Here is a 23,542-nt window from a genome sequence, read left to right on the forward strand (position 1 = left end):
GATCACGGCCCGGGGTGAACTACCCTCGGTGTGCCCCTGGTGGAGCGGACGGACGGAGCGTGGCCGGTGACGGAGCAGGCGGTCGGCACCGACGGGCCGGCCGGGGTGACGGCGGGCGGGATCATCGGACGCGACCGGGAGCTCAAAGCCCTCCGCGCCGACATCGGACGGACCGGCCTCGACACCCTCTCCGGCCGGAAGGCCGCCCGCAGCAGGGTGCTGCTCGTCGCCGGCCGCCCCGGGTCCGGCCGGACGGCGCTGGCCGAGGAACTGGCCCGCGCGGTGGCCGCGGACTACCCGGGCGGCCTGTACCGGGTCCGGCTGACGGAGCCGGACGGCCGTCCCGTCCCGCCGGAGGACGCGGCCCGCGACCTGCTCGGCGCGCTCGGCGGCTCGGCGCCCGCCGGGGCCGCCGAGGACGAGCTCACCGAGGCCGTGCGCGCCGCCCTCGCCGGCCGCCGCTGCCTGCTGCTGCTGGACGACGCGGCCGACCCCGCGCAGGTGCACGAGCTGATCCCGGACACCCCGGGCTGCCTGGTGGTCGCGGTCTCCGAAGGGCCGCTGACCGGCATCCCCGACGTCCGGCCCTGCACCCTCGGCGGTCTCGGCACCACCGCGGCCGTCGCGCTGCTCGCCCGGTACGCGGGCCGTACCCGGGTGACCGTCGACCCGCAGGCCGCGCAGACGCTCGTCGAGGAGTGCGGCGGCCGCCCGGCGGCGCTGCTGGTCGCCGGGGGCTGGCTGGCGGGCCGTCCCACCGCCTCCGTCGCGGACGCGGTGCTGGGGATGCGCGGACTGCCCTCCGGCGCGGACCGGGCGGTGCGCGCGGACCCCGGCTCGGCGGCACCGGTCTCCGGGGACGGCCCGTCGATACGGCCGCTGGCCCGCGCCTTCCGGCTCGCGTACGGCGGGCTGCCGCAGTCCGCCGCCGTGCTGCTCCGGCTGCTGGCGCTGGCCCCGGCCGGGTTCGCCGACGCGCAGATCGCCTCCGCGCTCGCGGGCTGCCCGCTCTCCGTCGCCCGGTCGCTGCTGGCCGATCTGGCGGCCCGGGGGATGCTCCGTCCCGCCGCGGAGCCGCCCGGGCTCCCCGGCGGCCCCGCCTACCGGCTGCCGGGCTGCCTCTTCCCGCTGGTGGACGCGGCACTGCGGGAGCGGGAGAAGCCCGCCGTGATCGGCACCGCCCGGGCCCGGATGCTGGAGCGCCTCGTGCGGCAGCTGCGGTCCTGCCGGGCGGAGGCGGAGCGCGACGAGGAGCCGGCGGCCCGGGCCTGGCTGGAGAAGCTGCCCCGGGACCTGCGCTTCCCGTCCCGGGCGGCGGCGGGGGTGTGGCTGGACGCCCGGCTGCCGGTGCTGCGGACCGCGGTGCGGCTCGCCGTCGAGGAGGGCGAGCCGGCGACGCAGGCGCGGCGGCTGCTGTCGGCGCTCGCCCGGGCGCTGATCGCCCACCGCGGCGAGGAGGCGGCCGCCCCGGAGCTCTATCCGCTGCACCAGCTCGCCCTGGAGGCGGCCGAACGGCACCGGCTCGTACCGGAACAGGCGGCCGCCCACGTCAACCTGGCGGATCTGGACGCCGCCGCGGGCCGGGTCCGTGACGCCGCGGCCCGGTACCGCTCCGCGCTGGAAGCGGCGCGGGAGGCCGGGGACCGGGCGCTGGCGGGCCGGGTCATGGAGTCGCTCGGCGCCGCGTACGAGGAGCTGGAGGACTGGCAGCGCGCCGCGGACTGGTACGGCCGGGCGCTGGCCCTGCGGCTCTCCCGCGGGGAACTCGCCGCGGAGGTGCGCCTCTACGGGCGCCTGGGCACGGTGCACGGCCGCGCCGGTGACTGGGAGGAGTCGCTGCGCGACTGGCGGGCGGCGGCGGCCGGCTGCCGCAGGATGCGGGACGACGCGGGGCACGCCCGCGCGCTGGGCGAGCTGGCCTGGACCCAGGAGCGGGCGGGCCGGCCCGAGGAGTCGCTGCGGACCGGGGCCGAGGCGCTGGCCGCGGCCCGGCGGGCCGGCGACCGGCGGCTGGCGGCGGGGATCCAGTTGCGGACCGCGGACACCCTGGACCGGCTCGGCGATCCGGTGGCCGCCGGAGTCCAGCGGGCCGCGGCTCAGCGGCTGTTGAGGGAAACTCCAGGACCCGCCTAAGAAACATGTAGAACATCCAGCGGAAATTTGAGGTTTGCAAGGCTAGACAGGGGAACCTCCTTCATTAGACTGGCTGCGCCGCGGAAGAAGTGTGTGCATCCTGGATGTACCGGTATGTCCCGGCTTGCTGGAAGAACCCCCTCATCCAAGGACTGTGATCCCCGTGAAGGTCGGCATTCCCCGCGAGGTCAAGAACAACGAGTACCGGGTGGCGATAACCCCGGCCGGCGTGCACGAACTGGTGCGGGACGGGCACCGCGTCCTGGTGGAACGGGACGCCGGCCGCGGCTCCTCCATCCCGGACGAGGAGTACACCGCCGCCGGTGCCGCCGTCCTGGAGACCGCCGACGAGGTCTGGGCCGGCGCCGACCTGCTGCTCAAGGTGAAGGAGCCGGTCGCCGAGGAGTACCACCGCCTCCGCAAGGACCAGGTCCTCTTCACCTATCTGCACCTGGCCGCCTCCCGCGAGTGCACCGAGGCGCTGCTGGAGTCCGGCACCACCGCCATCGCCTACGAGACGGTGGAGACCGCCGGCCGCCGGCTGCCGCTCCTCGCCCCGATGTCCGAGGTCGCCGGCCGGATCGCGCCCCAGGTGGGCGCGTACCACCTGATGCGCTCGGCCGGCGGGCGCGGGGTGCTGCCCGGCGGGGTGCCGGGTGTGCCGGCGGGCCGCGCCGTGATCATCGGCGCCGGTGTCTCCGGCTGGAACGCCGCCCAGATCGCCATCGGCATGGGCTTCCACGTCACCCTGCTCGACAAGGACGTCAACAAGCTGCGCGAGGCCGACAAGATCTTCGGCACCCGCGTGCAGACCGTCACCTCCAACGCCTTCGAGCTGGAGCGCGCCGTGCTCGCCGCCGACCTGGTGATCGGCGCTGTGCTCATCCCCGGCGCCAAGGCGCCCAAGCTGGTCACCAACGAGCTGGTCTCCCGGATGAAGCCCGGAAGTGTCCTTGTCGACATCGCCATCGACCAGGGCGGCTGCTTCGAGGACTCCCGTCCGACCACCCACGCCGAACCGGCGTTCACCGTCCACGACTCGGTCTTCTACTGCGTGGCCAACATGCCGGGCGCGGTGCCGAACACCTCCACCCACGCGCTGACCAACGTCACGCTGCCGTACATCGTGGAACTCGCCGGCCGGGGCTGGCGCGAGGCGCTGCGCCGGGACCCCGCGCTGGCCAAGGGCCTCAACACCCATGAGGGGCAGGTGACCTACGGGCCCGTGGCCGAGGCGCACGGCATGGCCGCGGCCGACCTCGGCGCCCTGCTCGGCTGAGCCCGCCGGCAACTCCCCGGGGCGCGGGCCCCCTACGCCATGACGGGGCGTCAACCATGCGATTTCGGCCGGACCTCGAAGAGTGAGGTCCGGCCGGACGTGTGTCCGGCTTCTCCCACGACGGGGTCAACACGCCTCGAACATCACCGTTCGACCGGTTTCGTTCCTGCCGGAATGTGCCCTCCGGAGGCGTAAACGCCCTTGACAGCGGGCAGTTCCGCCTCCGACACAGGGTGCCGGGTGCGGCGGATTGTGTTGCTGTGAGGCGTCGACACGCCATAGAGTCGCCAACCGTCGGCATAGTGCCACGCTGACCTATCGATAAAGTTTTCTGGTCACATCCAAGGAGGTAAGACGACTTGTGAATGAGTCGACATTTACTCCCGGAGGTGGCCGGCCGGATGCGGCTGCGCAGGGCCGGAGCCTTTCGGGGCTCGAATCTGCCGGATCCATAGCTGTCCACACCTTCGCAGCCCAGCAGAGCACGACAGCCCACATGAGCATGGACGGCCATCACGTGAACGACACGGCCGGCGGCCAGGGTGGCGGCGAGCCCGCCCGTTTCGCCGACTACGAGGACCTGCCCGACGGGCACTTCTACGACCCGGACGCGGAGTACGAGCCCGATCCGGAGTACGCGGCCACCCTCGCCCCGGACGCGGCCCGCCAGCGCCGGGAGCGGGTCGGCCCCACCGGGCGTCCGCTGCCGTACTTCCCGATCCCCGGCCCGCTCACCGACCACGGCCCCGCCAAGGTCATCGCGATGTGCAACCAGAAGGGCGGGGTCGGCAAGACCACCTCGACCATCAACCTGGGCGCCGCGCTGGCCGAGTACGGACGCCGGGTGCTGCTGGTCGACTTCGACCCGCAGGGCGCGCTCTCCGTCGGGCTCGGCGTCAACCCGATGGAACTCGACCTCACCGTCTACAACCTGCTCATGGAGCGGGGCATGGCGGCGGACGAGGTGCTGCTCAAGACCGCGGTCCCCAACATGGACCTGCTGCCGAGCAACATCGACCTGTCGGCCGCCGAGGTGCAGCTCGTCAGCGAGGTGGCCCGGGAGTCCACGCTCCAGCGCGCCCTGAAGCCGCTGCTCGCGGACTACGACTACATCGTCATCGACTGCCAGCCGTCCCTCGGCCTGCTGACCGTCAACGCGCTCACCGCGGCGCACAAGGTGATCGTTCCGCTGGAGTGCGAGTTCTTCGCGCTGCGCGGGGTGGCCCTGCTCACCGAGACCATCGAGAAGGTCCAGGAACGGCTCAACCCCGAGCTGGAACTGGACGGCATCCTCGCCACCATGTACGACTCCCGGACCGTCCACAGCCGGGAGGTCCTCGCACGCGTGGTCGAGGCCTTCGACGACCACGTCTACCACACGGTGATCGGCCGCACGGTCCGCTTCCCGGAGACCACGGTCGCCGGTGAGCCGATCACCACCTACGCCTCCAACTCCGTGGGCGCCGCCGCCTACCGCCAGCTCGCCAGGGAGGTGCTCGCCCGGTGCCACGCCGAGTGAGTCTTCCCGGCGCCGACGAACTGTTCCGCACCACCGGGGGGACCGCGCTCCAGGCGTCCTCACCGGCCTCCGCCCGCGAGCACGCGGGCGGGGAGACCACCGCGGAGACGCCGCGGGTCCCCGCCCCGGCGGCCTCGGGCGAGGACGGCGAGGGTACGGCCGGCGGCGACACCGGCCGGCCCGAGGCCGCTCCCGAGCACGGCGGCCGGGGAGCCCCGGCCCTCCGCGCCGACGCACCGGAACGGTCCGCGCCGTCCGTCCCGGCCGTCCCGCCCGTACGGCCCACCGGCGGGCGGCAGCAGGAGACGGGGCCGGCGTCGCGCACCCCCGCCGCGGGAGGAGCGGCCCGCCGCCGTACCCGTGCGGCCGGCCGCCGGCCCAGCGGCCGGGAGCGTCACGACGAGAAGATCACGGTGTACGTCTCCGCCGAGGAACTGATGGACCTCGAACACGCGCGCCTGGTGCTCCGCGGCGAACACGGGCTGGCCGTCGACCGCGGCCGGATCGTGCGGGAGGCCGTCGCGGTCGTCCTCGCCGACCTGGAGTCGCGGGGGGACGCGAGCATCCTCGTACGGCGCCTGCGCGGCAGCTGAGCGGTAACCTGCCCGTTCCACGGGCGGCACTCCGCCCGGCCCTCCGCACCATGGACCGCGATGCCGCCGACCGACGACCGAGACCCGCCCCGCCGGCCGGGCCGCCGCCCGCTGGGCGCCGGTCCGGGTGCCCGCCCGTCCCCTCTTCCGGTGCCGGACCCCGTGCCGGCTCCGGACCCGGCGCCGGACCCGGTGCAGGCACCGGCTCCCGGAACGGCGGACGCGCCCGCGTACACGCCCCCGGGCCCGGCGCTCCCCGCCACCGCGCCGCGGCCCGCCGGGGAGCCGTCCCCGTCCGCCCCGGAGCCCTCACCCGCCCCGGAACCGGCGCCCCCGGTGAAACCCGCGCCCGCGGCGGAGCCCGGGGCAGGGTCCGGCCCTCCGCCGGCCCCCGCACCGGACGCCGTGCAGGCGCCGCCGGCCCGCGACCGTGCCGGACAGGACGACGACGGAGCCCGCCCCGCGCCGGTCCCTGCCTCCGCGGAACAGGACGGCGACGGAGCGTCCCCATCCGGCGACGCCGCCGGCGAGGCCCATGAGGGCACCGGTGAAGCCGCTGCTGAAGCCGCCGGTGAAGGCGCCGAGGAGGGCGACGGCCGGTTCACCGTGCGGCTGGCGAACTTCGAGGGCCCCTTCGACCTGCTGCTGCAACTGATCGCCAAGCACAAGCTCGATGTGACCGAGGTCGCCCTCTCCCGGGTCACCGACGACTTCATGGCGCACATCCGGGCCATGGGACCGGACTGGGACCTCGACCAGACCACCGAGTTCCTGGTCGTCGCCGCGACCCTCCTCGACCTGAAGGCCGCCCGGCTGCTCCCCGCCGCCGAGGTCGAGGACGAGGCCGACCTCGCGCTGCTGGAGGCCCGGGATCTGCTCTTCGCGCGGCTGCTGCAGTACCGCGCGTACAAGCGCATCGCCGACATCTTCGGCGAGCGGCTGGTCACCGAGGCTCGCCGGCACCCCCGCACGGTCGGCCTGGAACCGCACCACGCCGAACTGCTGCCCGATGTCGTCATCAGCATCGGGGCCGAGGGCTTCGCCCGGCTCGCGGTCAAGGCGATGCAGCCCCGCGCGAAACCGCAGGTGTACGTGGACCACATCCACGCCCCGCTGGTCAGCGTGCGCGAGCAGGCGGGGATCGTGATCGCCCGGCTGCGCGCCGCCGGAGCGGCGACGTTCCTGGAGCTGACCGAGGACACCGACGACACCCTCACCGTCGTCGCCCGCTTCCTCGCGCTGCTGGAGCTCTACCGGGAACGCGCGGTCGAGCTCGACCAGGAGGAGGCGCTCGGCTCGCTCCTCGTCCGCTGGACCGGCGCGCGGGACGGGGACGGCGAGCGGCCCCTCGTCACGGACGAGTTCGACCAGGAGCCGGGGACACCGGCGGACGAGAAGACCGGCGCGGCCGGGCAGAAGGAGACGGCGTGAGCACGGTGCACGGGACCGGCGGGGCGGACGAGGCGTACGACATCCGGGAGTTGGCGGCGGACGGGCCGGGCGCGGAGGCGGAACCCCCGGCCGGGGACCGGGACGTGGCCGGCCTCGACCTCAAACCCGCCCTGGAAGCGGTCCTGATGGTCGTCGACGAGCCCGCGACCGCCGACCACCTGGCCAAGGTGCTGGAGCGCCCGCGCCGCGCCGTCTCCGACGCCCTGCGCGAACTGGCGGACGAGTACACGGTCCAGGGCCGGGGCTTCGAGCTGCGGCTGGTGGCGGGCGGCTGGCGCTTCTACACCCGGCCCGAGTACGCTGACGCCGTCGAGTCGTTCGTCCTGGACGGCCGGCAGGCCCGGCTCACCCAGGCCGCTCTGGAGACACTCGCCGTGGTCGCGTACCGGCAGCCGGTGAGCAGGTCCCGCGTCTCGGCCGTACGAGGGGTCAACTGTGACGGTGTGATGCGCACCCTCCTCCAGCGGGGTCTGGTGGAGGAGGGGGGCACGGAACCCGAGACAGGTGCGATCCTGTACAGGACGACGAACTACTTCCTGGAGCGGATGGGCCTGCGCGGCCTGGACGAACTGCCGGAGCTCGCGCCCTTCCTCCCCGAGGCGGAGGCGATCGAGCCGGAGTCCCAGGAGGGAGTGCCGTCGTTCGATCCGGACGCTCCGGACACAGACGACAGCGGCCACTCTCAGACGGAACTTTGATGCGAAGCAGCGGCAGGAACAGCAGGGACACCGGTAGGCAGAACTACCGGGGCACGGGAGGGGACTCCCGGCGGCAGGCCGGGGGAGGCCGCGACGAGCGGCCGCGGCGCGACGGCCGTCCCCGTCCCGAGGAGCGCCGCTACGACGTGGGCTTCGACCGGGACCGCGAGGGCGGCCGGGGCCGTGACGAGCGCCGTCCCGGTGACCGCGACAACCGGGGCCGCGACGACCGCGGTCGCGACGACCGGCGACGGGACGACCGGGGCCGGGACGACCGGCGCCCCGCCGACCGCGACCGGGACCGGGATGGCCGTGGCCGCGCCGGACGGGACGACCGCGACCGCGGCGCCCGCACCTCCGACCGCGGCGCCCGCACCTCGGACCGCGACGGCCGTCCCGGCCGGGGCCCGGCCGGATCCCCCGGGGGCAGCCGGGGTGCGGCGGCCCGCGGCGGCGCCAAGGGCGGCCCGAAGAGTCCGGCGGGAGCCCGCGGCGGCCCGGCCCGTGGCGCGGGCCCGCGCGGCGGCGGTCCGTCCCGCGGCGGCCGTCCGCAGCCCCCGGCCCGTCCCCGCGAGTACGAGGCCCAGATCGAGGAGCGCAACCGGGCCCGGCACCGCACGGACCGGCCCAAGCCGCCGACGACCTTCGGGGAGCCGGAGGGGGAGCGGCTGCAGAAGGTCCTGGCGCGGGCGGGCATGGGCTCCCGGCGGGCCTGCGAGGAGCTGATCGACCAGCGGCGCGTCGAGGTCAACGGCAGGATCGTCACCGAGCAGGGCCTCCGGGTCGACCCGGAGAAGGACGAGGTCAAGGTCGACGGCCTGACCGTCGCCACGCAGTCGTACCTCTTCTTCGCCCTGAACAAGCCCGCCGGCGTCGTCTCCACCATGGAGGACCCGGACGGCCGCCAGTGCCTCGGCGACTACGTCACCAACCGGGAGACCCGGCTCTTCCACGTCGGCCGGCTCGACACCGAGACCGAGGGCATCATCCTGCTCACCAACCACGGCGAGCTGGCCCACCGCCTCACCCACCCCCGGTACGGCGTGCGGAAGACCTATCTCGCCGCGATCCAGGGCCCCATCCCGCGCGACCTGGGCAAGCGCCTCAAGGACGGCATCCAGCTGGAGGACGGCTACGCCCGCGCCGACCACTTCCGGGTGGTGGAGAACACCGGCAAGAACTACCTGGTGGAGGTCAGCCTCCACGAGGGCCGGAAGCACATCGTCCGCCGGATGCTCGCCGAGGCGGGTTTCCCGGTCGACCGGCTCGTCCGCACGGGCTTCGGCCCGATCGCCCTCGGCGACCAGAAGTCCGGCTGGCTGCGGCGCCTCACCAACACCGAGGTCGGCATGCTGATGCGCGAGGTCGAGCTCTAACCGCCGTCCCGCGCGCGACCGGTCGCGGGGCCGGGCCGGGGGCCGGGGTGCGCCGCGGGGCGCCCCGGGGTACGGCCCGGCCCGGGCCCCGCGCAGGTGCCCGGGCCGGGCGGAGGCCCGGGAGGCACCGGGCGGCCGCTCGGCGGGCACCGGGACCCGGGCCCCGGCCGGCTCCGGGACCGCCGTCTCGCCGTCTCGCAGGACGGTCCGCGCCCGGCCCCGCCGTCCGCGCTCGTTACGCTGGACCCGAGCCGGGACGGCACCGCCCAGCCGCCCGTACCGGCCCCGCAGCCGCACTCCGCAAGGACGTCACCCAGTGAGAACCGCCCTCGTCATCGGGACCGGACTGATCGGCACCTCCGCCGCGCTCGCCCTCTCCGGCCGCGGCGTACGGGTCCATCTCACCGACCACGACCCGTCCCGGGCCCAGACCGCCGCCGCCCTCGGCGCCGGCACCGACGAGGCCCCCGGCGGCCCCGTGGATCTGGCGGTCGTCGCCGTACCGCCCGCCCGGGTCGCGGAGACGGTCGCCGGCGCCCAGCGCCGCGGCCTGGCCCGCGGCTATCTGGACGTCGCCAGCGTCAAGGGCGGCCCGCGCCGCGAGCTGGAGGCCCTCGGGGGCGACCTCACCGCCTACCTCGGTACGCACCCGATGGCGGGCCGTGAGCGGTCCGGCCCGCTGGCGGCCACCGCCGACCTCTTCGAGGGCCGCCCGTGGGTCCTCACGCCCACCGCCGCCACCGACACCGAGGTGCTGAACCTCGCCCTGGAACTGGTCTCGCTCTGCCGAGCCGTGCCGGTCGTCATGGACGCCGACGCCCACGACCGCGCCGTGGCGCTCGTCTCGCACACCCCGCAGCTGCTGTCCAGCCTGGTCGCGGCCCGGCTGGAGGACGCCGACGAGACGGCGGTGCGGCTCTGCGGCCAGGGCATCCGGGACGTCACCAGGATCGCCGCGTCCGACCCCGCCATGTGGATCGACATCCTCTCCGCCAACCCCGGCCCGGTCGCCGAGATCCTCTCCGCGGTCGCCTCCGACCTGGAGGAGACGGTGCGGGCCCTGCGCGCCCTGGAGTCGGCCGACGAGGAGAAGCGGCACGGCGGCGCGGCCGGCATCGAGGACGTGCTCCGGCGCGGGAACACCGGCCGCGAGCGGGTACCCGGGAAGCACGGCGCGGCCCCGGCGGCGTACGAGAGCGTGACGGTGCTCATCGGCGACCAGCCCGGACAGCTGGCGAAGATCTTCGCCGACGCGGGCCGGGCCGGGGTCAACATCGAGGACGTCCGGATCGAGCACGCCACCGGGCAGCAGGCCGGTCTCATCCAGCTCATGGTGGAACCGGCGGCGGCCCCGGGCCTCACCGCGGCCCTGCGCGAGAAGGGCTGGTCGATCAGGCAGTAGCCGCCCCGGCGCCGCTGGGGTGCCACCCCGGCACCACCACCGCCGGCCGTCCCGCGGCCCCCGGGGCTCCCGGGACGCCTGGGGCTGTACGGGGCGCTCCGGGGGGCCGGTAACCTTGTCCGAAGGTTCTCCGGCAGGCTCTCCCGCCGGTCCGCTCCCGCCCGTGCACACAGGAAAGGTGTTCGTCACCGTGGAAACCGCCGCCCGGACCGCTCCGGCAGCAGTGATCGTCGCCATCGACGGCCCCTCCGGCACGGGCAAGTCCAGCACCTCCAAGGCCGTGGCCGCCAAGCTCGGCCTGCGGTACCTGGACACCGGAGCGCAGTACCGCGCGATCACCTGGTGGATGCTGAGCAACGGTGTGGACGTGAACGACCCGGCGGCCGTGGCCACCGCCGCCGCCAAGCCGACGATCGTCTCCGGCACCGACCCGGGCTCCCCGGCCATCACGGTCGACGGCGCCGACGCCGCCGGGCCGATCCGCACCCGGGAGGTCACCGCCGCGGTCAGCGCCGTGAGTGCCGTCCCCGAGGTGCGGGCCCTGCTGACGGAGCTCCAGCGCCGGATCGCCCGGGAGGGGCGCGGCATCGTCGTCGAGGGCCGGGACATCGGCACCACCGTCCTCCCCGACGCCGACCTCAAGATCTTCCTGACCGCCTCGCCGGAGGCCCGTGCCGCCCGCCGCAGCGGGGAGCTCAAGGGCAAGGAGGCCGCCGGTCTCGCCGCCACCCGCGAGGCGCTGATCAAGCGGGACGCGGCCGACTCCGGCCGCAAGGTCTCCCCGCTGGCCAAGGCGGACGACGCCCACGAGGTGGACACCACCGAGCTGACGCTGGAGCAGGTCGTCGAGTGCGTCGTCACCCTCGTCGAGAACGCCGCCGGGAACACCGCGGACCGTGCGGGGCAGTCGGCGTGAGGACGGCGCGCGCGCAGGCCGGGGCCACGGCCGCCGCGGCCGCGGGCAAGGGCTCGGAGAGCGGTGCGGCGGTCGGCCGCCGCATCGGGGTCGGGCTGATGTACGGGCTGTGGAAGCCGCGGGTCCTGGGCGCCTGGAAGATGCCCGCCGCCGGACCGGTGATCCTCGCGGTGAACCACTCCCACATCATCGACGGCCCGATGCTGATGGGCACCGCGCCCCGGCCGGTGCACTTCCTGATCAAGAAGGAGGCGTTCATCGGTCCGCTGGACCCGTTCCTGCGCGGGATCGGGCAGCTGAAGGTGGACCGTTCGGGCGCCGACCGGGCCGCGATCACCGGAGCGCTCGGGGTGCTGGAGCGCGGCGGCGTCCTCGGGATCTTCCCCGAGGGCACCCGCGGCGAGGGCGATTTCGCCTCCCTGCGCGCCGGGCTCGCCTACTTCGCGGTGCGCTCCGGGGCGCCGATCGTCCCGGTCGCCGTCCTCGGCTCCAACGATCGGCGCGGGCGGGCGATATCCGCCCTGCCGCCCCTGCGCAGCCGGGTCGACGTGGTGTTCGGCGACCCCTTCGACGCGGGGGACGGCACCGGCCGGCGCACCCGGGCGGCCCTGGACGCGGCGACCGAGCGCATCCAGCGCCGGCTGGGCGCCCATCTGTCCGAGGCCCGGCGCGTCACCGGCCGCTGAACGACACTGACGGGCGGGCCTCCGAGGTCCGCCGACGATGAACGATGAACGAGGAACCCACTTCATGAACGACCATCAGCACGCCGCCGACGAGCACGGGGCGCTCGGCGACGCCGAGTACACGGAGTTCATGGAGCTCGCCGCGGAGGAGGGCTTCGACCCGGAGGAGATCGAGGGCGATCTCGCCGCGGCCGGCCACGGCCCGCTCCCCGTACTCGCCGTCGTCGGCCGTCCCAATGTCGGCAAGTCGACCCTGGTGAACCGGATCCTCGGCCGCCGCGAGGCGGTCGTCGAGGACAAGCCCGGGGTCACCCGCGACCGCGTCACCTACGAGGCCGAATGGGCCGGCCGCCGCTTCAAGGTCGTCGACACCGGCGGCTGGGAGCAGGACGTCCTCGGCATCGACGCCGCCGTGGCCGCCCAGGCCGAGTTCGCCATCGAGGCCGCCGACGCGGTCGTCTTCGTCGTGGACGCCAAGGTGGGCGCGACCGACACCGACGAGGCCGTGGTCAAGCTGCTGCGCCGGGCCGGCAAGCCCGTCGTGCTCTGCGCCAACAAGGTCGACGGCCCCAGCGGCGAGGCGGACGCCGCCGCGCTCTGGAACCTCGGCCTGGGCGAGCCGCACCCGGTCTCCTCGCTGCACGGCCGCGGCACCGGCGACCTGCTCGACGCGGTGCTGGAGGCGCTGCCGGAGGCACCGCAGCAGACCTTCGGCGGCGGACTCGGCGGGCCCCGCCGGATCGCCCTGATCGGCCGCCCCAACGTCGGCAAGTCCTCCCTCCTCAACAAGGTCGCCGGCGAGGAGCGGGTGGTCGTCAACGAGATCGCCGGCACCACCCGCGACCCGGTCGACGAGCTCATCGAACTGGGCGGCGTCACCTGGAAGTTCGTGGACACCGCGGGCATCCGCCGCCGGGTCCACCTGCAGGAGGGCGCGGACTACTACGCCTCGCTGCGCACCGCCGCCGCCCTGGAGAAGGCCGAGGTCGCGGTCGTCCTGATCGACGCGAGCGAGTCCATCAGCGTCCAGGACACCCGCATCATCAGCATGGCCGTCGACGCCGGACGCGCCCTGGTGATCGCGTACAACAAGTGGGACACCCTCGACGAGGAGCGCCGCTACTACCTGGAGCGGGAGATCGAACGGGACCTGGTGCAGATTCAGTGGGCGCCGCGGGTCAACGTCTCCGCACGCACCGGCCGTCACATGGAGAAGCTCGTCCCGGCGATCGAGACGGCGCTGGAGGGCTGGGAGACCCGGGTGCCGACGGGCCGGCTCAACGCCTTCCTCGGTGAGATCGTGGCCGCCCACCCGCACCCGATCCGGGGCGGCAAGCAGCCGCGGATCCTCTTCGGCACCCAGGCCGGCGTCCGGCCGCCGCGGTTCGTGCTGTTCGCCTCCGGCTTCCTGGAGGCGGGCTACCGCCGGTTCGTCGAACGGCGGCTGCGCGAGGAGTTCGGGTTCGAGGGCACCCCGATCCACATCTCGGTCCGGGTGCGCGAGAAGCGGGGCCGCAAGAAGTGACCCGGGCGGCGGGGGAGCGCCGGGCGGAGGCCCCGTCCCCCGCCCCTCGCGTGTCCACGGCCCCCGCCCGCCGCGCCCCCGGCCCCGCAGGGGCGTATACCCGGGGCGTGTTGTGTGGGTCGAGCGCTCTCCTCCGCCGGGCGGTCCACGGCACCGGGCCCCGTTCCCGAGCCGGCCCGGTCCGGGCGGACCTAGCGCGCGCGGTGGTCCGGCACGGCGGGCGGCAGGGCCCGCGGCACACCCCGCCGGTGGCGCCGCAGCGGTTCGGGGGGCAGCACCCGCTCCCAGGTGTTCCGGGGTTCGCGCGGGCCGATGCCGAAGGGTTTGAAGCCGAGGTCCTCCTCGCCCAGGCGGTCGCCGGGCAGGGCGCGGAACTGGCGCCGGTACTCGGCGTAGAGCGAGTCGTAGATCGGGGTCGGCGACTGCTGCCCGCCCGCCGGGGAGGTCTCGCGCGCCGGGCGCATTCCCGGGATGGGGTGGGGGTACGGGAGCCGGGCCGGCGGTTCGTATGAGTGCACGTACCTGCCAACGACCCGGGCGCCCGGTGGATGCGGTTCCGTGAGCAAAAGCCCGTTTCCGGTGGTTTGCGCGTGCCCGGGGCCCGCCGGCCGGACGCCCCCCGCGGGGTGCCCGCGCCCCGCGGGGGGCGGGCACCCGGAGCCGGCGGAGGTCATGTACCCGCCAGCGGCAGCACCGCGGCGACCAGCACACCGGCCGCCGCCGCCCGGTCCAGGGCCTCGCGCAGCACGTCCTCGTGGGACTGCCGGCCGATCGCGCCCGCGGGTGCCGCGAAGACCAGGACCTTTGCCGTCCGGGCGGCCGCGGTCCGCCAGCCGTCGGTCACCGTCAGCGGTTCGTGCGCCTGCCACCACGCCGTCGGAGGGCCGCCGTTGCCCGGCTGGAGCACCGCGTGCAGCCGCCCCTCCGCCAGCAGGACCGACCACCCGGCCAGCAGCGGCGGCTTCTGTTCCACGTGGTTCACGGACTGGAAGCCCTGTTCGACGAGGATCGGCAGGAACTCGTCGCCGGGGTCGTCGGAACCGGGCCGGGCGATCGGGCCGGTGGGCTCCACGACCAGCCCCGGCCACAGGGCGCCGTCGGCGAGGACCAGTCCGCTGGTGACACCGATCACCGCCTGCCGGGGCTCCGGCCGGGCACCGGCGCCGGAAGCGGCGCCGGAACCCGCGGGAAAGGGCCCGGCGGGCGGTACGGTCCGCAGGCCGTGCGGGGCCGGGTCGTACAGCGGGTCGTGCGGCGGGCCGTCCTGGGGCGCACGGGCGTCCGGGAGACCGGGCGGGCCCGGCGCGCCGGCGCCGGCCGGCACCGGCGGCGCGGCCGCCGCCTCCCGGCCCTCCCCGCCCGTGATGCTGCGCACGGCGCCCTGCAGCTGCTCCTCGGCGACCGGAACCACCTGGGACGGCACGCAGGTGGCGTGGGCGAAGGCGAGTACGGCGGTTTCATCGCCGACGAACAGCACGGTGCTGGTCCGCTCCTGCCCGGTGTCGCCGGGAGTCCGGCAGGAGGTGCAGTCGTAGCTGCCCGGGGCGTTCTCGCCGGTGAGCAACCGGTCGGCTTCTTCATCACCGATCTCGGCGCGCACGTCATCGCTGACGTCGAGCAAACGCGGCACGGGAGGCTCCTCGGTCTCGGGGTGGCGGCCGGGCGATCCGGCCCACACGGGGGACAACGGGTGACGCGCGGCCGGGGTCACGCCCGGTCCGCCCCGTGGGACGTGGCGGGGAGAAAGAGTGAACTCCTGTACGGGTGACTGCGGTTGACCGGCCTCCGGCCGCGGCCCGCGCTCGCCGGGGCCGGCGGGGGTGCGCGGGGGGCACGCGGCGGCGCCGGCGGTACGGGCCGCGGGTGTTTCGCCCGCCTATGGGGGGACAGCCGGGAGATGTCGGGCACCGCGGTCCGCCGGCGGGGCGGTGCCCGGGACGGGACCGGGTCCGGTGGCCGTGGGCCGACGGGCCCCGCCCGGGGTCCGGCAGGGTCGCTCAAGGGGGTGAATCGCATGACCGGCGCGGCGTCAGGCCGTTACGCACGCAGGGATGGTGACGTTCTATCGCTTCGGAAAGTTCCCCGCGCCGGCTACCGATGTCGCATCTCTTGTGCCACAGGATCGTCATGGAGGCCAACCCGAAGCGCCCGGGAGAGGTCCAACCACTCGGTAGGCGGAGGAGACGGGACCAGCCGGACCCTCCGCGGAAACCGTGGAATCCGTGGAAAACGGGGACGTATGCAGATTTCCTTTCTGATTCACAACGCGTACGGCATCGGGGGCACGATCCGTACCACCTACAACCTCGCCCGCTCGCTGGCCGAACAGCACGACGTGGAGATCGTCTCCGTCTTCCGCCACCGTGACGCGCCCGTCTTCGACCACGGCCCGCACGTCCGGCTGCGGCACCTCGTGGACCTCCGCAAGGACAGCCCGGGCTACGAGGGGGACAGTCCCGAACACCGCCTGCCCGCCCGGGTGTTCCCCAGGGCGGAGGGGCGCTACAAGCAGTACAGCCGGCTCACCGACCGCCGGATCGCCGAGCATCTGCGCACCGTCGAGGCGGACGTCGTCGTCGGCACCCGGCCCGGGCTCAACGCGCACATCGCCCGGGAGACCCGGCGCGGCCCGGTCCTCGTCGGGCAGGAGCATCTGACCCTGGACAGCCACTCGGCCGCGCTGCGCGCACAGCTGGGGCGGCTCTATCCCCGGCTCGACGCGGTCACCACCGTCACCGAGGCCGACGCCACGTCCTACCGGCGCCGGCTCAAGCTGCCCGGAGTCCATGTGGAGGCGGTGCCGAACAGCGTGCCGGAGCCGCGGGTCGCGCCCGCCGACGGCTCCGGCAAATGGGTGGTCGCGGCCGGCCGGCTGGCCCGGGTCAAACGCTACGACCTGCTGATCCGCGCCTTCGCAAAGGTGGTCGCGGTCAGACCCGACTGGCGGCTGCGGATCTACGGCGGCGGCGCGGAGAAGGAGAAACTGCGGAGGCTGATCGACAACCTCGGCCTCTACAACCACGTCTACCTGATGGGGCCCGCCAATCCGCTCGACCCCGAGTGGACCAAGGGGTCGATCGCCGCCGTCACCTCCAGCCTGGAGTCCTTCGGGATGACCATCGTCGAGGCCATGCGCTGCGGACTGCCGGTGGTCTCCACCGACTGCCCGCACGGGCCGGGGGAGATCATCGACAACGGCGTCGACGGCAGGCTGGTGCCGACCGGCAACGCCGACGCGATCGCCACCGCCCTCCTCGAACTGATCAACGACGACTCCTTAAGGCACCGGATGGGCCGCGCGGCACTGGACGATTCCTCCCGTTTCGACCCCTCCCGGGTCGCCTGCCGCTACGAGACCCTGTTCCGGGAACTCGTGGAGCGCGGTGGCCGCGGGACCCGGGGCCGGCTGCGCAGCTCGCTGCACCGCACCCGGGGCGCGCTGCTCGGCGGGGCCTACACCGCCCGCGCCCACGCCGCCGCCGCTCTGAGAGGGGGCCGCACCGCATGACCACCTCCGCCGATCTGCCCCTCCGCCCCGGCATCCCGCGGCCCGTCCCCGTGCCGGGGGGCGGGCAGCGCCCGGAGGCGCCCGCCGCGCCGAGGGCCGACTGCATAGCGGACTCCGCCGGAGGGCTCACCTTCGACGTCGAGGCCCCGGAGCGCGCCGAGTCCTGGGACGCGGCCCTGCTGCTCCGCCGCCGCGGCGGCCGGGCCGGCGGCGCGGCCGGCGAGCTGCGGCTCCCCCTGGTGCCGGCGGGCCGGGGCCGGCTGCGTGCCGTCCTGCCGAGCACGGTGGTGCTGCCGGAGGGGCGCTGGGACGCCTACGAGGCGGCCCCCGGCGCCGATCCGGTGCGGCTGACGCCCGGGATCAACGATCTGCGCACGATCGTCGACCGCCATCCCGACCCGGGCCGCGGCTCGGTGACCGTCCGCCTGCCGTACGCCACCAAGCACGGCAACCTCTCCGTCCGCAGCTGGCTGCGCTCCCCGCACGCCGAGGCCGGGGACCTCCATGTGCGGGACGGGGAACTGCTGCTGGAGGGGCGGCTGTACGGGGCGGTGCCGGGTCCCGGCGCCGCCGTCGAGGCGCGCTGCCGCCGCGACCCCTCCGAGGTCCGCACGGTGCCGGTGACCGCCGACGGCACCCGGTTCTCCTGCACCCTGCCGTACCCGGAGTTCGCCGGCCCCTGGCAGGGCGGTGACGAGCCGTGGGACCTGTGGCTGCGGCCGGCCGCGGGGGCCGGGGCGGTGCGGATCTCCCGGATCCTGGACGACGTCGCGGACAAGAAGGCGGTCTTCGGCTATCCCGCGCGGCCGCTGTCCACACCGCGCGGCCCGGCCCTGGTCGGCCCGTACTACACCGTGGACAACGACCTGTCGGTACGCCTCACCGAGCCCGAGCCCGGGCCCGAGTCCGGAAAGAGCTGAACCCGGCGGGCCGGGACCGGCCGTCGCGGACGGAAGCTGTCCGCGACGGCTGGGAGACTACCCCGCATGCCGGCCACCTCCGCACGTCTCCTCCGTCTGCTCTCCCTGCTGCAAGCCCACCGGGAATGGTCCGGCGCGGATCTCGCCGATCGTCTCGGCGTCACCGCGCGCACCGTCCGGAGGGACGTCGACCGGCTGCGCGAGCTGGGCTACCCGGTGCACGCGAGCCCCGGTACCGGCGGCGGCTACCAACTGGGCGCGGGGGCGGCCCTCCCGCCGCTGCTCCTCGACGACGAGGAGGCCGTCGCGGTGGCGGTCGTCCTGCGCACCGCGGCCGGCGGCGGTCTCGAGGGCATCGAGGAGACCTCCGTCCGGGCGCTCGCCAAGCTGGAGCAGGTGCTGCCGGCCCGGCTGCGCCGGCGGGTCGAGGCGTTCACCTCCTTCACCGTGCCGATGCTCGGCGGGCGGGGCGGGCCCACGGTCGGCGCCGACGTGCTGACCGAGCTCGCGTTCGCCTGCCGCGACCGGGAGCGGGTGCGCTTCGACTACCGGGACCACCAGGGCCGCGAGGGCCGGCGGACCGTCGAGCCGCACCGGCTGGTCTTCACCGAGCGCCGCTGGTACCTCGTCGCCTGGGACGTGGACCGGCGGGACTGGCGGACGTTCCGGGCCGACCGGCTCACGCCCCGGCCGCCGCACGGCCCGCGGTTCGAGCCGCGCACCCCACCGGCCGGGGATCTCGCCGCCTACGTCGCCCGGGGCGTCTCCACCCAGGCGTACGCCCTCCGGGCCGTCGTCCTGCTGCACGCCCCGCTGGAGGAGGCAGCGGCGCGCGTCACCCCCGCGATGGGGACGCTGGAGGCGGTCGACGAGCACAGCTGCCTGCTCCGGACCGGGGCGCCCGGCCCGGAGACGATGGTCGCCCACCTGGCCTCGCTGGGCTTCGACTTCGAGATACGGGAGCCGGCCGGGCTGAAGGAGCACATGGCGCCGATAGCCGCTCGGCTGAACAGGGCACTCGGCGTTTCACCGGACTGAGCGGGGCAACCCGGCGTATCCGTACGCATGCGGACGGATACGCACCGGACACGCAAGGAGAGCCTCGCCATGGCACCACAGCAGGACCGGCCCGGGGACCCCAAACAGCGGCAGCGGGAGGCGTACCGGGCCCCCGACCCCGCGGGCGGGCCGCTCACCACCGACCAGGGCGTCGTCGTCGACCACACCGACGACGCGCTGGCCGCGGGGGAGCGCGGGCCCACCCTGCTGGAGGACTTCCACTTCCGGGAGAAGATCACCCGCTTCGACCACGAGCGGATCCCGGAGCGGGTGGTGCACGCCAGGGGCGCGGGCGCGTACGGCTGGTTCGAGCCGTACCACTCCTGCGCGGAGTTCACGAAGGCGGCGTTCCTCCAGGACCCCTCGGTGCGCACCCCGGTCTTCGTGCGCTTCTCCACCGTGCAGGGGCCGCGGGGGTCCGCCGACACGGTGCGCGACGTGCGGGGATTCGCCACGAAGTTCTACACCTCGGAGGGGAACTACGACCTGGTGGGGAACAACTTCCCGGTCTTCTTCATCCAGGACGGCATCAAGTTCCCCGACTTCGTGCACGCGGTGAAGCCCGAGCCGCACAACGACATCCCCACCGGCGCCTCGGCCCACGACACCTTCTGGGACTTCGTCTCGCTGCAGCCGGAGACGCTGCACGCCGTCTTCTGGCTGATGTCGGACCGGGCCATCCCGCGCAGCTACCGGATGATGCAGGGCTTCGGGGTGCACACCTTCCGCTTCGTCGACGCGCGGGGCCGGGGCACGTTCGTGAAGTTCCACTGGAAGCCGAGGCTGGGGGTGCACTCGCTGGTCTGGGACGAGGCCCAGGAGATCCAGGGCCGCGATCCCGACTACAACCGCCGCGACCTGTGGGACATGATCGAGGCCGGCCACCACCCGGAGTGGGAGCTGGGCGTCCAGCTCGTGCCGGAGGAGGACGAACACGCCTTCGACTTCGACCTGCTCGACGCCACGAAGATCATCCCGGAGGAACTGGTGCCGGTGCGGCCCATCGGCCGGATGGTGCTGGACCGCAACCCGGACAACTTCTTCGCCGAGACCGAGCAGATCGCCTTCCACACGGCCAACGTGGTGCCCGGGATCGACTTCACCAACGACCCGCTGCTCCAGGCGCGCAACTTCTCCTACCTGGACACCCAGCTGATCCGGCTGGGCGGGCCCAACTTCGCGCAGATCCCCGTCAACCAGCCGGTCGTGCCGGTGCGCAACCACCAGCGCGACGGCTACCACCAGGGGCGCCTCCACACCGGGGCCAACTACGGCAGGAACTCCCTGGGCGGCGGCTGCCCCGGGATCGCGGACGCCACGGACCCGCGCGCCTACAGCCATCTCCAGGAGCGGGTGGACGGGCGCAAGATCCGCAAGCGCAGTCTGAGCTTCGAGGACTTCTACAGCCAGCCGGCCCTGTTCTGGCACTCGATGGCGGACTGGGAGAAGCGGCACATGGTCGAGGCCTTCCGCTTCGAGCTGGGCAAGGTGAACTCGGTGCGGGTCCGCGGCCGCACCGTCGACCAGCTGGCGCTGGTGGACCACGAACTGGCCGCCGCGGTCGCCGAGGGCATCGGCGTGCCGCTGCCGGAGCAGCCGGAGGGTACCCCCGGGCCGGTGCCCTCCCCGGCGCTCAGCATCGAGAGCCTGAAGGGGCCCGGCACGATCGCCACCCGGCAGATCGCGGTCCTCGTCGCGGACGGGGTGGACGGCGCCCAGCTGGACGCGGTGCGGGAGATGCTGGAGGCCGCGGGCGGTGCGGTCGTCGAGGAACTGGCGGCGCGCGACGGCACGGTGCGCGACGCCGGCGGCGGCGCCCGGCCCGTCACCCGCGCCCTGCCCACCGTCGCCGCCGTGCTCTACGACGCGGTGCTGGTGCCCGGCGGCCCGGACAGCGCCCTGGCGGTCGGGGCGGACCCGGCCGCGGTGCGGTTCGTCCGGGACGCCTTCCGGCACGGCAAGCCGGTCGGGGGACTGGGCGCGGGGGTGGGCGTGCTCGGCGCGCTGGACCTCGGCGGGGTGGAACTCGCCCGGAACGGCGGGGGGATGGTGGCCGACCGGGGCGTCGTCACGGACCCGGTGACGGGGCCGCCGGGTGAGGACTTCGGCCGGGCGTTCACCGAGGCGGTCGCGGCCCACCGGCACTGGGGGCGCAGCCCGGCGGCCCACTGAGGGACCCCGGCGCGGGCCGTTCCCCCCGGCCCGGCCCCCGCGGGCACGGATGAGGGCGCCGTACCGGACACTGTTCCGGTACGGCGCCCTCATCCGGGAGCCCTGTCCTCCGGGGCCGGTGCCCCGCGCCGCGGCGGTCCGCCGCGGTGGTGCCCGGGCGGCCGTGCGGCCGCCGGCAAGGAGGGGTCAGCGGCGGGTGCCGGCGGGCTCGGGCTCCTCGTCCTCCGCGTACTCCGGGTCCTCCTCGTCCGCTTCGTACTCGGCGTCCTCCTCGGGGAGTTCCTCCTCCTCGGCGGGCTCGTCCTCGTCCTCGTCGTAGGTGTCCTCGGGGAGGTCCTCCTCCTCGTAGGCGTCCTCGGGGTGCTCCTCGTCTTCCGCGTCCTCCGCGTCCTCCACGTCCGCCGCGGAGTCCTCGGCGTCCCCGGGAGGCGCCTTCTCGGCCCGGCCGGACGGCTCGCCGTCCTCCTCGTGCCCGGCGTCCTCCTCGTGGGCGTCCTCCGGGAGGTCCTCGTCCTCCCGCTCCGACTCCAGGACCTCCTCGTGGCCGCGGACGACTTCCCCGTCGCGGATCTCGCCGCGCCACTCGCCGGTCGCCTCGCCGCGCATCATCACGAACCGGCGGAAGTTCTTCAGGTCCAGGCGGGCCCGGCGGCCCTGGGCGCGCCAGATGTTGCCGGTCTTCTCGAACAGGCCCTTGGGGTAGTACTCGAGGACCATCAGGATCCGGGTGAGGCTGTGGTCCAGTGCGTGGAAGGTCACCACGCCCTTGAGGGTCCCCTTGGCCCCCTCGGAGGTCCAGGCGATCCGTTCATCGGGTATCTGCTCGGTGGTGGAGGCCTTCCAGCTGCGGGAGGACCAGAAGATCTTCGCTCGCCAGTTCGATGTGGTCTCGTCGGCGGACTCCACGCCCTGCACGCCCTTGGCGAAGGTCGAGAACTCCTGGAACTGGGTCCACTGGTTGTACGCCTCGCGCAGCGGCACCCCGACGTCGACGTCCTCGCTGATGGTGACGTACTTGCCCTTGCCGCCACCGCCCTTGCGCTTGCCCATCCCGCTCGTGACGGCCTCCTTGACCTTGTCCTTGAGGCCCGCGGCACCCATCTCCACGGCGGAGCGCACGGGTCCCTTGCCCTCGGCGAACTTCTTACCGCTCTCGCCGGCCAGCCCGACCAGGCCGGACCCCCCGGAGGCGCGGCCCTCGGCCGCATCCGTGAGCCGGGCCGTCGCGCCGCCGAGCTTCTCCCCGGCCGACACCAGCAGCCGCTGGGCCTGGGCCGCGGCGAAGGCGGACGCCTCCTGCTTCAGCCGGCCGACGGCCGGGTTCTCCTTGAGGGACGACACGGGGCCGCCCTTCTGCTCAGCCACGGTCGTCACCTCCCGTGGTGCGCCGCCGGGCGGTGGTCTTCTTCGCGGCCCGGCCGGCCTTGCCCGCGGAGGACCCCGCCGAGGAGGCCGTCTTCTTCGCCGGACGCCCGGCGCCGGAGGCCGGGGCCTTCTTCGCGGCACGGGCGGGCTTGCGGGCGGGGCGCTCGTCCTTCTCCGTCTTCCCCGTGCCGCCGCCCTTCCCGGTGGCGCCGCGCTCCGCGTCCGCCCCCCGGGTGTCGTGCGCCTCGTCCTCGTGCTCGTCCCGGTCCGCGTCGGACTCGGCCGCGGAGCCGCCGGGCATCGTGCTGCCGGCCACCTTCCCGCCGGCCGCGCCGAGCTTGTCCTGCACCCCGAGGGTGCGGTCGTGCAGACGGTCGGAGAGGGCGTCCAGCCGGCGCGTGACCACGGCGGTCGCCGCGGCCCTGCCCACGCCCTGCAGGTCGTTCCGGAGCTGGTCCCGCACCTCGGCGAGCTGCGGGTTGTTCTTCAGCTGTTCGGTGAGCAGCCCGGTGAGCTGCTGGGGGTTCAGATTCAGCCGTTTGCCGAGCACCATGCCGCCGACGCCGAGAGCGAGTTTCGCCTTCTTCGTGCGTCCCAGCAGATAGCCCGCGCCCACGGCCAGCGTCATCGCCAGCCGGTTGTTCATCGCGCTCATCTCCTCGTCATCGGGGCGGCGGGGGAGGCCCGCCGTCCGGCGCCGCTCCCCGGCGGCGCTGTACCTCTTCGAGGCGGTCCAGCAACTCGTCCTCGCGGCGGTCGAACTCGGCCTCGTCGATCAGGCCGTTGTCGAGCTCCTCCGCCAGGGCGCTCAGCTCCCGCTGGACGGCCGAGGGGTCGTAGTACTGCCGCTCCGCCTCCGCCACCACCTGCCGCAGGACCCAGCCCGTTCCACGGACCGGCGCCAGCGGCAGGAGGAAGAGCTCGCCGAGCAGTCCCATG

At 74.7% G+C, this 23,542-nt stretch carries 20 protein-coding genes; 15 read left to right on the forward strand and 5 right to left on the reverse strand.

Translation table 11 applies throughout. From position 1 onward, the window contains the following. Window positions 1–66: 66 nt before the first annotated feature. The 11 genes from SXIN_RS25555 (at window position 67) to der (ending at window position 13,579) form a co-directional block, all read left to right on the forward strand. The gene (locus tag SXIN_RS25555) at window positions 67–2,133 is read left to right on the forward strand and encodes a tetratricopeptide repeat protein (RefSeq protein ID WP_238153859.1); all 2,067 of its coding nucleotides are present in this window, start codon (window positions 67–69) and stop codon (window positions 2,131–2,133) included. 154 nt (window positions 2,134–2,287) lie between these two features. Beyond that, window positions 2,288–3,412 (forward strand): alanine dehydrogenase, encoded by a 1,125-nt coding sequence (gene ald / locus SXIN_RS25560; protein WP_157916340.1) that lies wholly within the window; start codon window positions 2,288–2,290, stop codon window positions 3,410–3,412. A 361-nt stretch (window positions 3,413–3,773) separates the two neighbouring features. Further along, on the forward strand, window positions 3,774–4,931 hold the full coding sequence (locus tag SXIN_RS25565; RefSeq protein ID WP_078650003.1) for a ParA family protein: 1,158 nt from the start codon (window positions 3,774–3,776) through the stop codon (window positions 4,929–4,931). After that, window positions 4,928–5,524 carry a hypothetical protein gene (locus tag SXIN_RS25570; protein WP_095757595.1) on the forward strand — a complete coding sequence of 199 codons (597 nt, stop codon included), beginning with the start codon at window positions 4,928–4,930 and terminating at the stop codon, window positions 5,522–5,524. Before SXIN_RS25565 ends, SXIN_RS25570 begins: the two co-directional genes overlap by 4 nt. A gap of 60 nt (window positions 5,525–5,584) precedes the next feature. Beyond that, window positions 5,585–6,955 carry a segregation and condensation protein A gene (locus SXIN_RS25575; protein ID WP_095757596.1) on the forward strand — a complete coding sequence of 457 codons (1,371 nt, stop codon included), beginning with the start codon at window positions 5,585–5,587 and terminating at the stop codon, window positions 6,953–6,955. A 50-nt stretch (window positions 6,956–7,005) separates the two neighbouring features. Continuing rightward, window positions 7,006–7,674, forward strand: coding sequence for an SMC-Scp complex subunit ScpB (gene scpB, locus SXIN_RS25580; protein ID WP_050931134.1), 669 nt, complete (start codon window positions 7,006–7,008; stop codon window positions 7,672–7,674). After that, window positions 7,674–9,050 (forward strand): pseudouridine synthase, encoded by a 1,377-nt coding sequence (locus tag SXIN_RS25585; protein WP_095757597.1) that lies wholly within the window; start codon window positions 7,674–7,676, stop codon window positions 9,048–9,050. The genes scpB and SXIN_RS25585 overlap by 1 nt, the downstream gene beginning before the upstream one ends. A 316-nt stretch (window positions 9,051–9,366) precedes the next feature. After that, window positions 9,367–10,452: a prephenate dehydrogenase gene (locus tag SXIN_RS25590; RefSeq protein WP_095757598.1), complete on the forward strand. Its 1,086-nt coding sequence runs from the start codon at window positions 9,367–9,369 to the stop codon at window positions 10,450–10,452. A gap of 178 nt (window positions 10,453–10,630) precedes the next feature. Next, window positions 10,631–11,368, forward strand: a complete 738-nt coding sequence (gene cmk, locus SXIN_RS25595) for a (d)CMP kinase (protein WP_019708972.1) — start codon at window positions 10,631–10,633, stop codon at window positions 11,366–11,368. 98 nt (window positions 11,369–11,466) lie between these two features. After that, entirely contained in the window at window positions 11,467–12,054 is a 588-nt protein-coding gene (locus tag SXIN_RS25600) for a lysophospholipid acyltransferase family protein (protein WP_192883699.1), read from the forward strand. A 64-nt stretch (window positions 12,055–12,118) separates the two neighbouring features. Continuing rightward, window positions 12,119–13,579, forward strand: coding sequence for a ribosome biogenesis GTPase Der (der, locus tag SXIN_RS25605; RefSeq protein WP_019708970.1), 1,461 nt, complete (start codon window positions 12,119–12,121; stop codon window positions 13,577–13,579). A 191-nt stretch (window positions 13,580–13,770) separates the two neighbouring features. Here der and SXIN_RS25610 read toward each other — a convergent pair whose 3' ends face one another. After that, a complete protein-coding gene (locus tag SXIN_RS25610) occupies window positions 13,771–14,043 on the reverse strand; it encodes a hypothetical protein (protein WP_095758193.1) in 273 nt (90 codons plus the stop codon). 206 nt (window positions 14,044–14,249) lie between these two features. After that, on the reverse strand, window positions 14,250–15,209 hold the full coding sequence (locus SXIN_RS25615) for a hypothetical protein (RefSeq protein ID WP_095757600.1): 960 nt from the start codon (window positions 15,207–15,209) through the stop codon (window positions 14,250–14,252). A gap of 609 nt (window positions 15,210–15,818) precedes the next feature. Here SXIN_RS25615 and SXIN_RS25620 point away from each other — a divergent pair. From SXIN_RS25620 to SXIN_RS25635, 4 genes are all read left to right on the forward strand, one after another. Further along, a complete protein-coding gene (locus SXIN_RS25620; protein ID WP_019708969.1) occupies window positions 15,819–17,087 on the forward strand; it encodes a glycosyltransferase family 4 protein in 1,269 nt (422 codons plus the stop codon). Continuing rightward, window positions 17,084–18,007, forward strand: coding sequence for a hypothetical protein (locus tag SXIN_RS25625; protein WP_238153861.1), 924 nt, complete (start codon window positions 17,084–17,086; stop codon window positions 18,005–18,007). The genes SXIN_RS25620 and SXIN_RS25625 overlap by 4 nt, the downstream gene beginning before the upstream one ends. Before the next feature lie 66 nt (window positions 18,008–18,073). Continuing rightward, window positions 18,074–19,045: a helix-turn-helix transcriptional regulator gene (locus SXIN_RS25630; RefSeq protein ID WP_019708967.1), complete on the forward strand. Its 972-nt coding sequence runs from the start codon at window positions 18,074–18,076 to the stop codon at window positions 19,043–19,045. 69 nt (window positions 19,046–19,114) lie between these two features. Continuing rightward, window positions 19,115–21,238 (forward strand): catalase, encoded by a 2,124-nt coding sequence (locus SXIN_RS25635; protein ID WP_095757601.1) that lies wholly within the window; start codon window positions 19,115–19,117, stop codon window positions 21,236–21,238. A gap of 186 nt (window positions 21,239–21,424) precedes the next feature. Here SXIN_RS25635 and SXIN_RS25640 read toward each other — a convergent pair whose 3' ends face one another. From SXIN_RS25640 to SXIN_RS25650, 3 genes are read right to left on the reverse strand one after another with little or no spacing between them, the layout of a single operon-like run. Further along, window positions 21,425–22,603, reverse strand: a complete 1,179-nt coding sequence (locus SXIN_RS25640) for an SRPBCC family protein (protein ID WP_050930813.1) — start codon at window positions 22,601–22,603, stop codon at window positions 21,425–21,427. Then, window positions 22,596–23,258, reverse strand: coding sequence for a DNA primase (locus tag SXIN_RS25645; protein ID WP_238153862.1), 663 nt, complete (start codon window positions 23,256–23,258; stop codon window positions 22,596–22,598). Before SXIN_RS25645 ends, SXIN_RS25640 begins: the two co-directional genes overlap by 8 nt. A gap of 7 nt (window positions 23,259–23,265) precedes the next feature. Then, window positions 23,266–23,541, reverse strand: coding sequence for a gas vesicle protein GvpG (locus SXIN_RS25650; RefSeq protein ID WP_019708964.1), 276 nt, complete (start codon window positions 23,539–23,541; stop codon window positions 23,266–23,268). Window position 23,542 lies beyond the last annotated feature (1 nt).

Source organism: Streptomyces xinghaiensis S187, from assembly GCF_000220705.2.
Taxonomy (GTDB): domain Bacteria; phylum Actinomycetota; class Actinomycetes; order Streptomycetales; family Streptomycetaceae; genus Streptomyces; species Streptomyces xinghaiensis.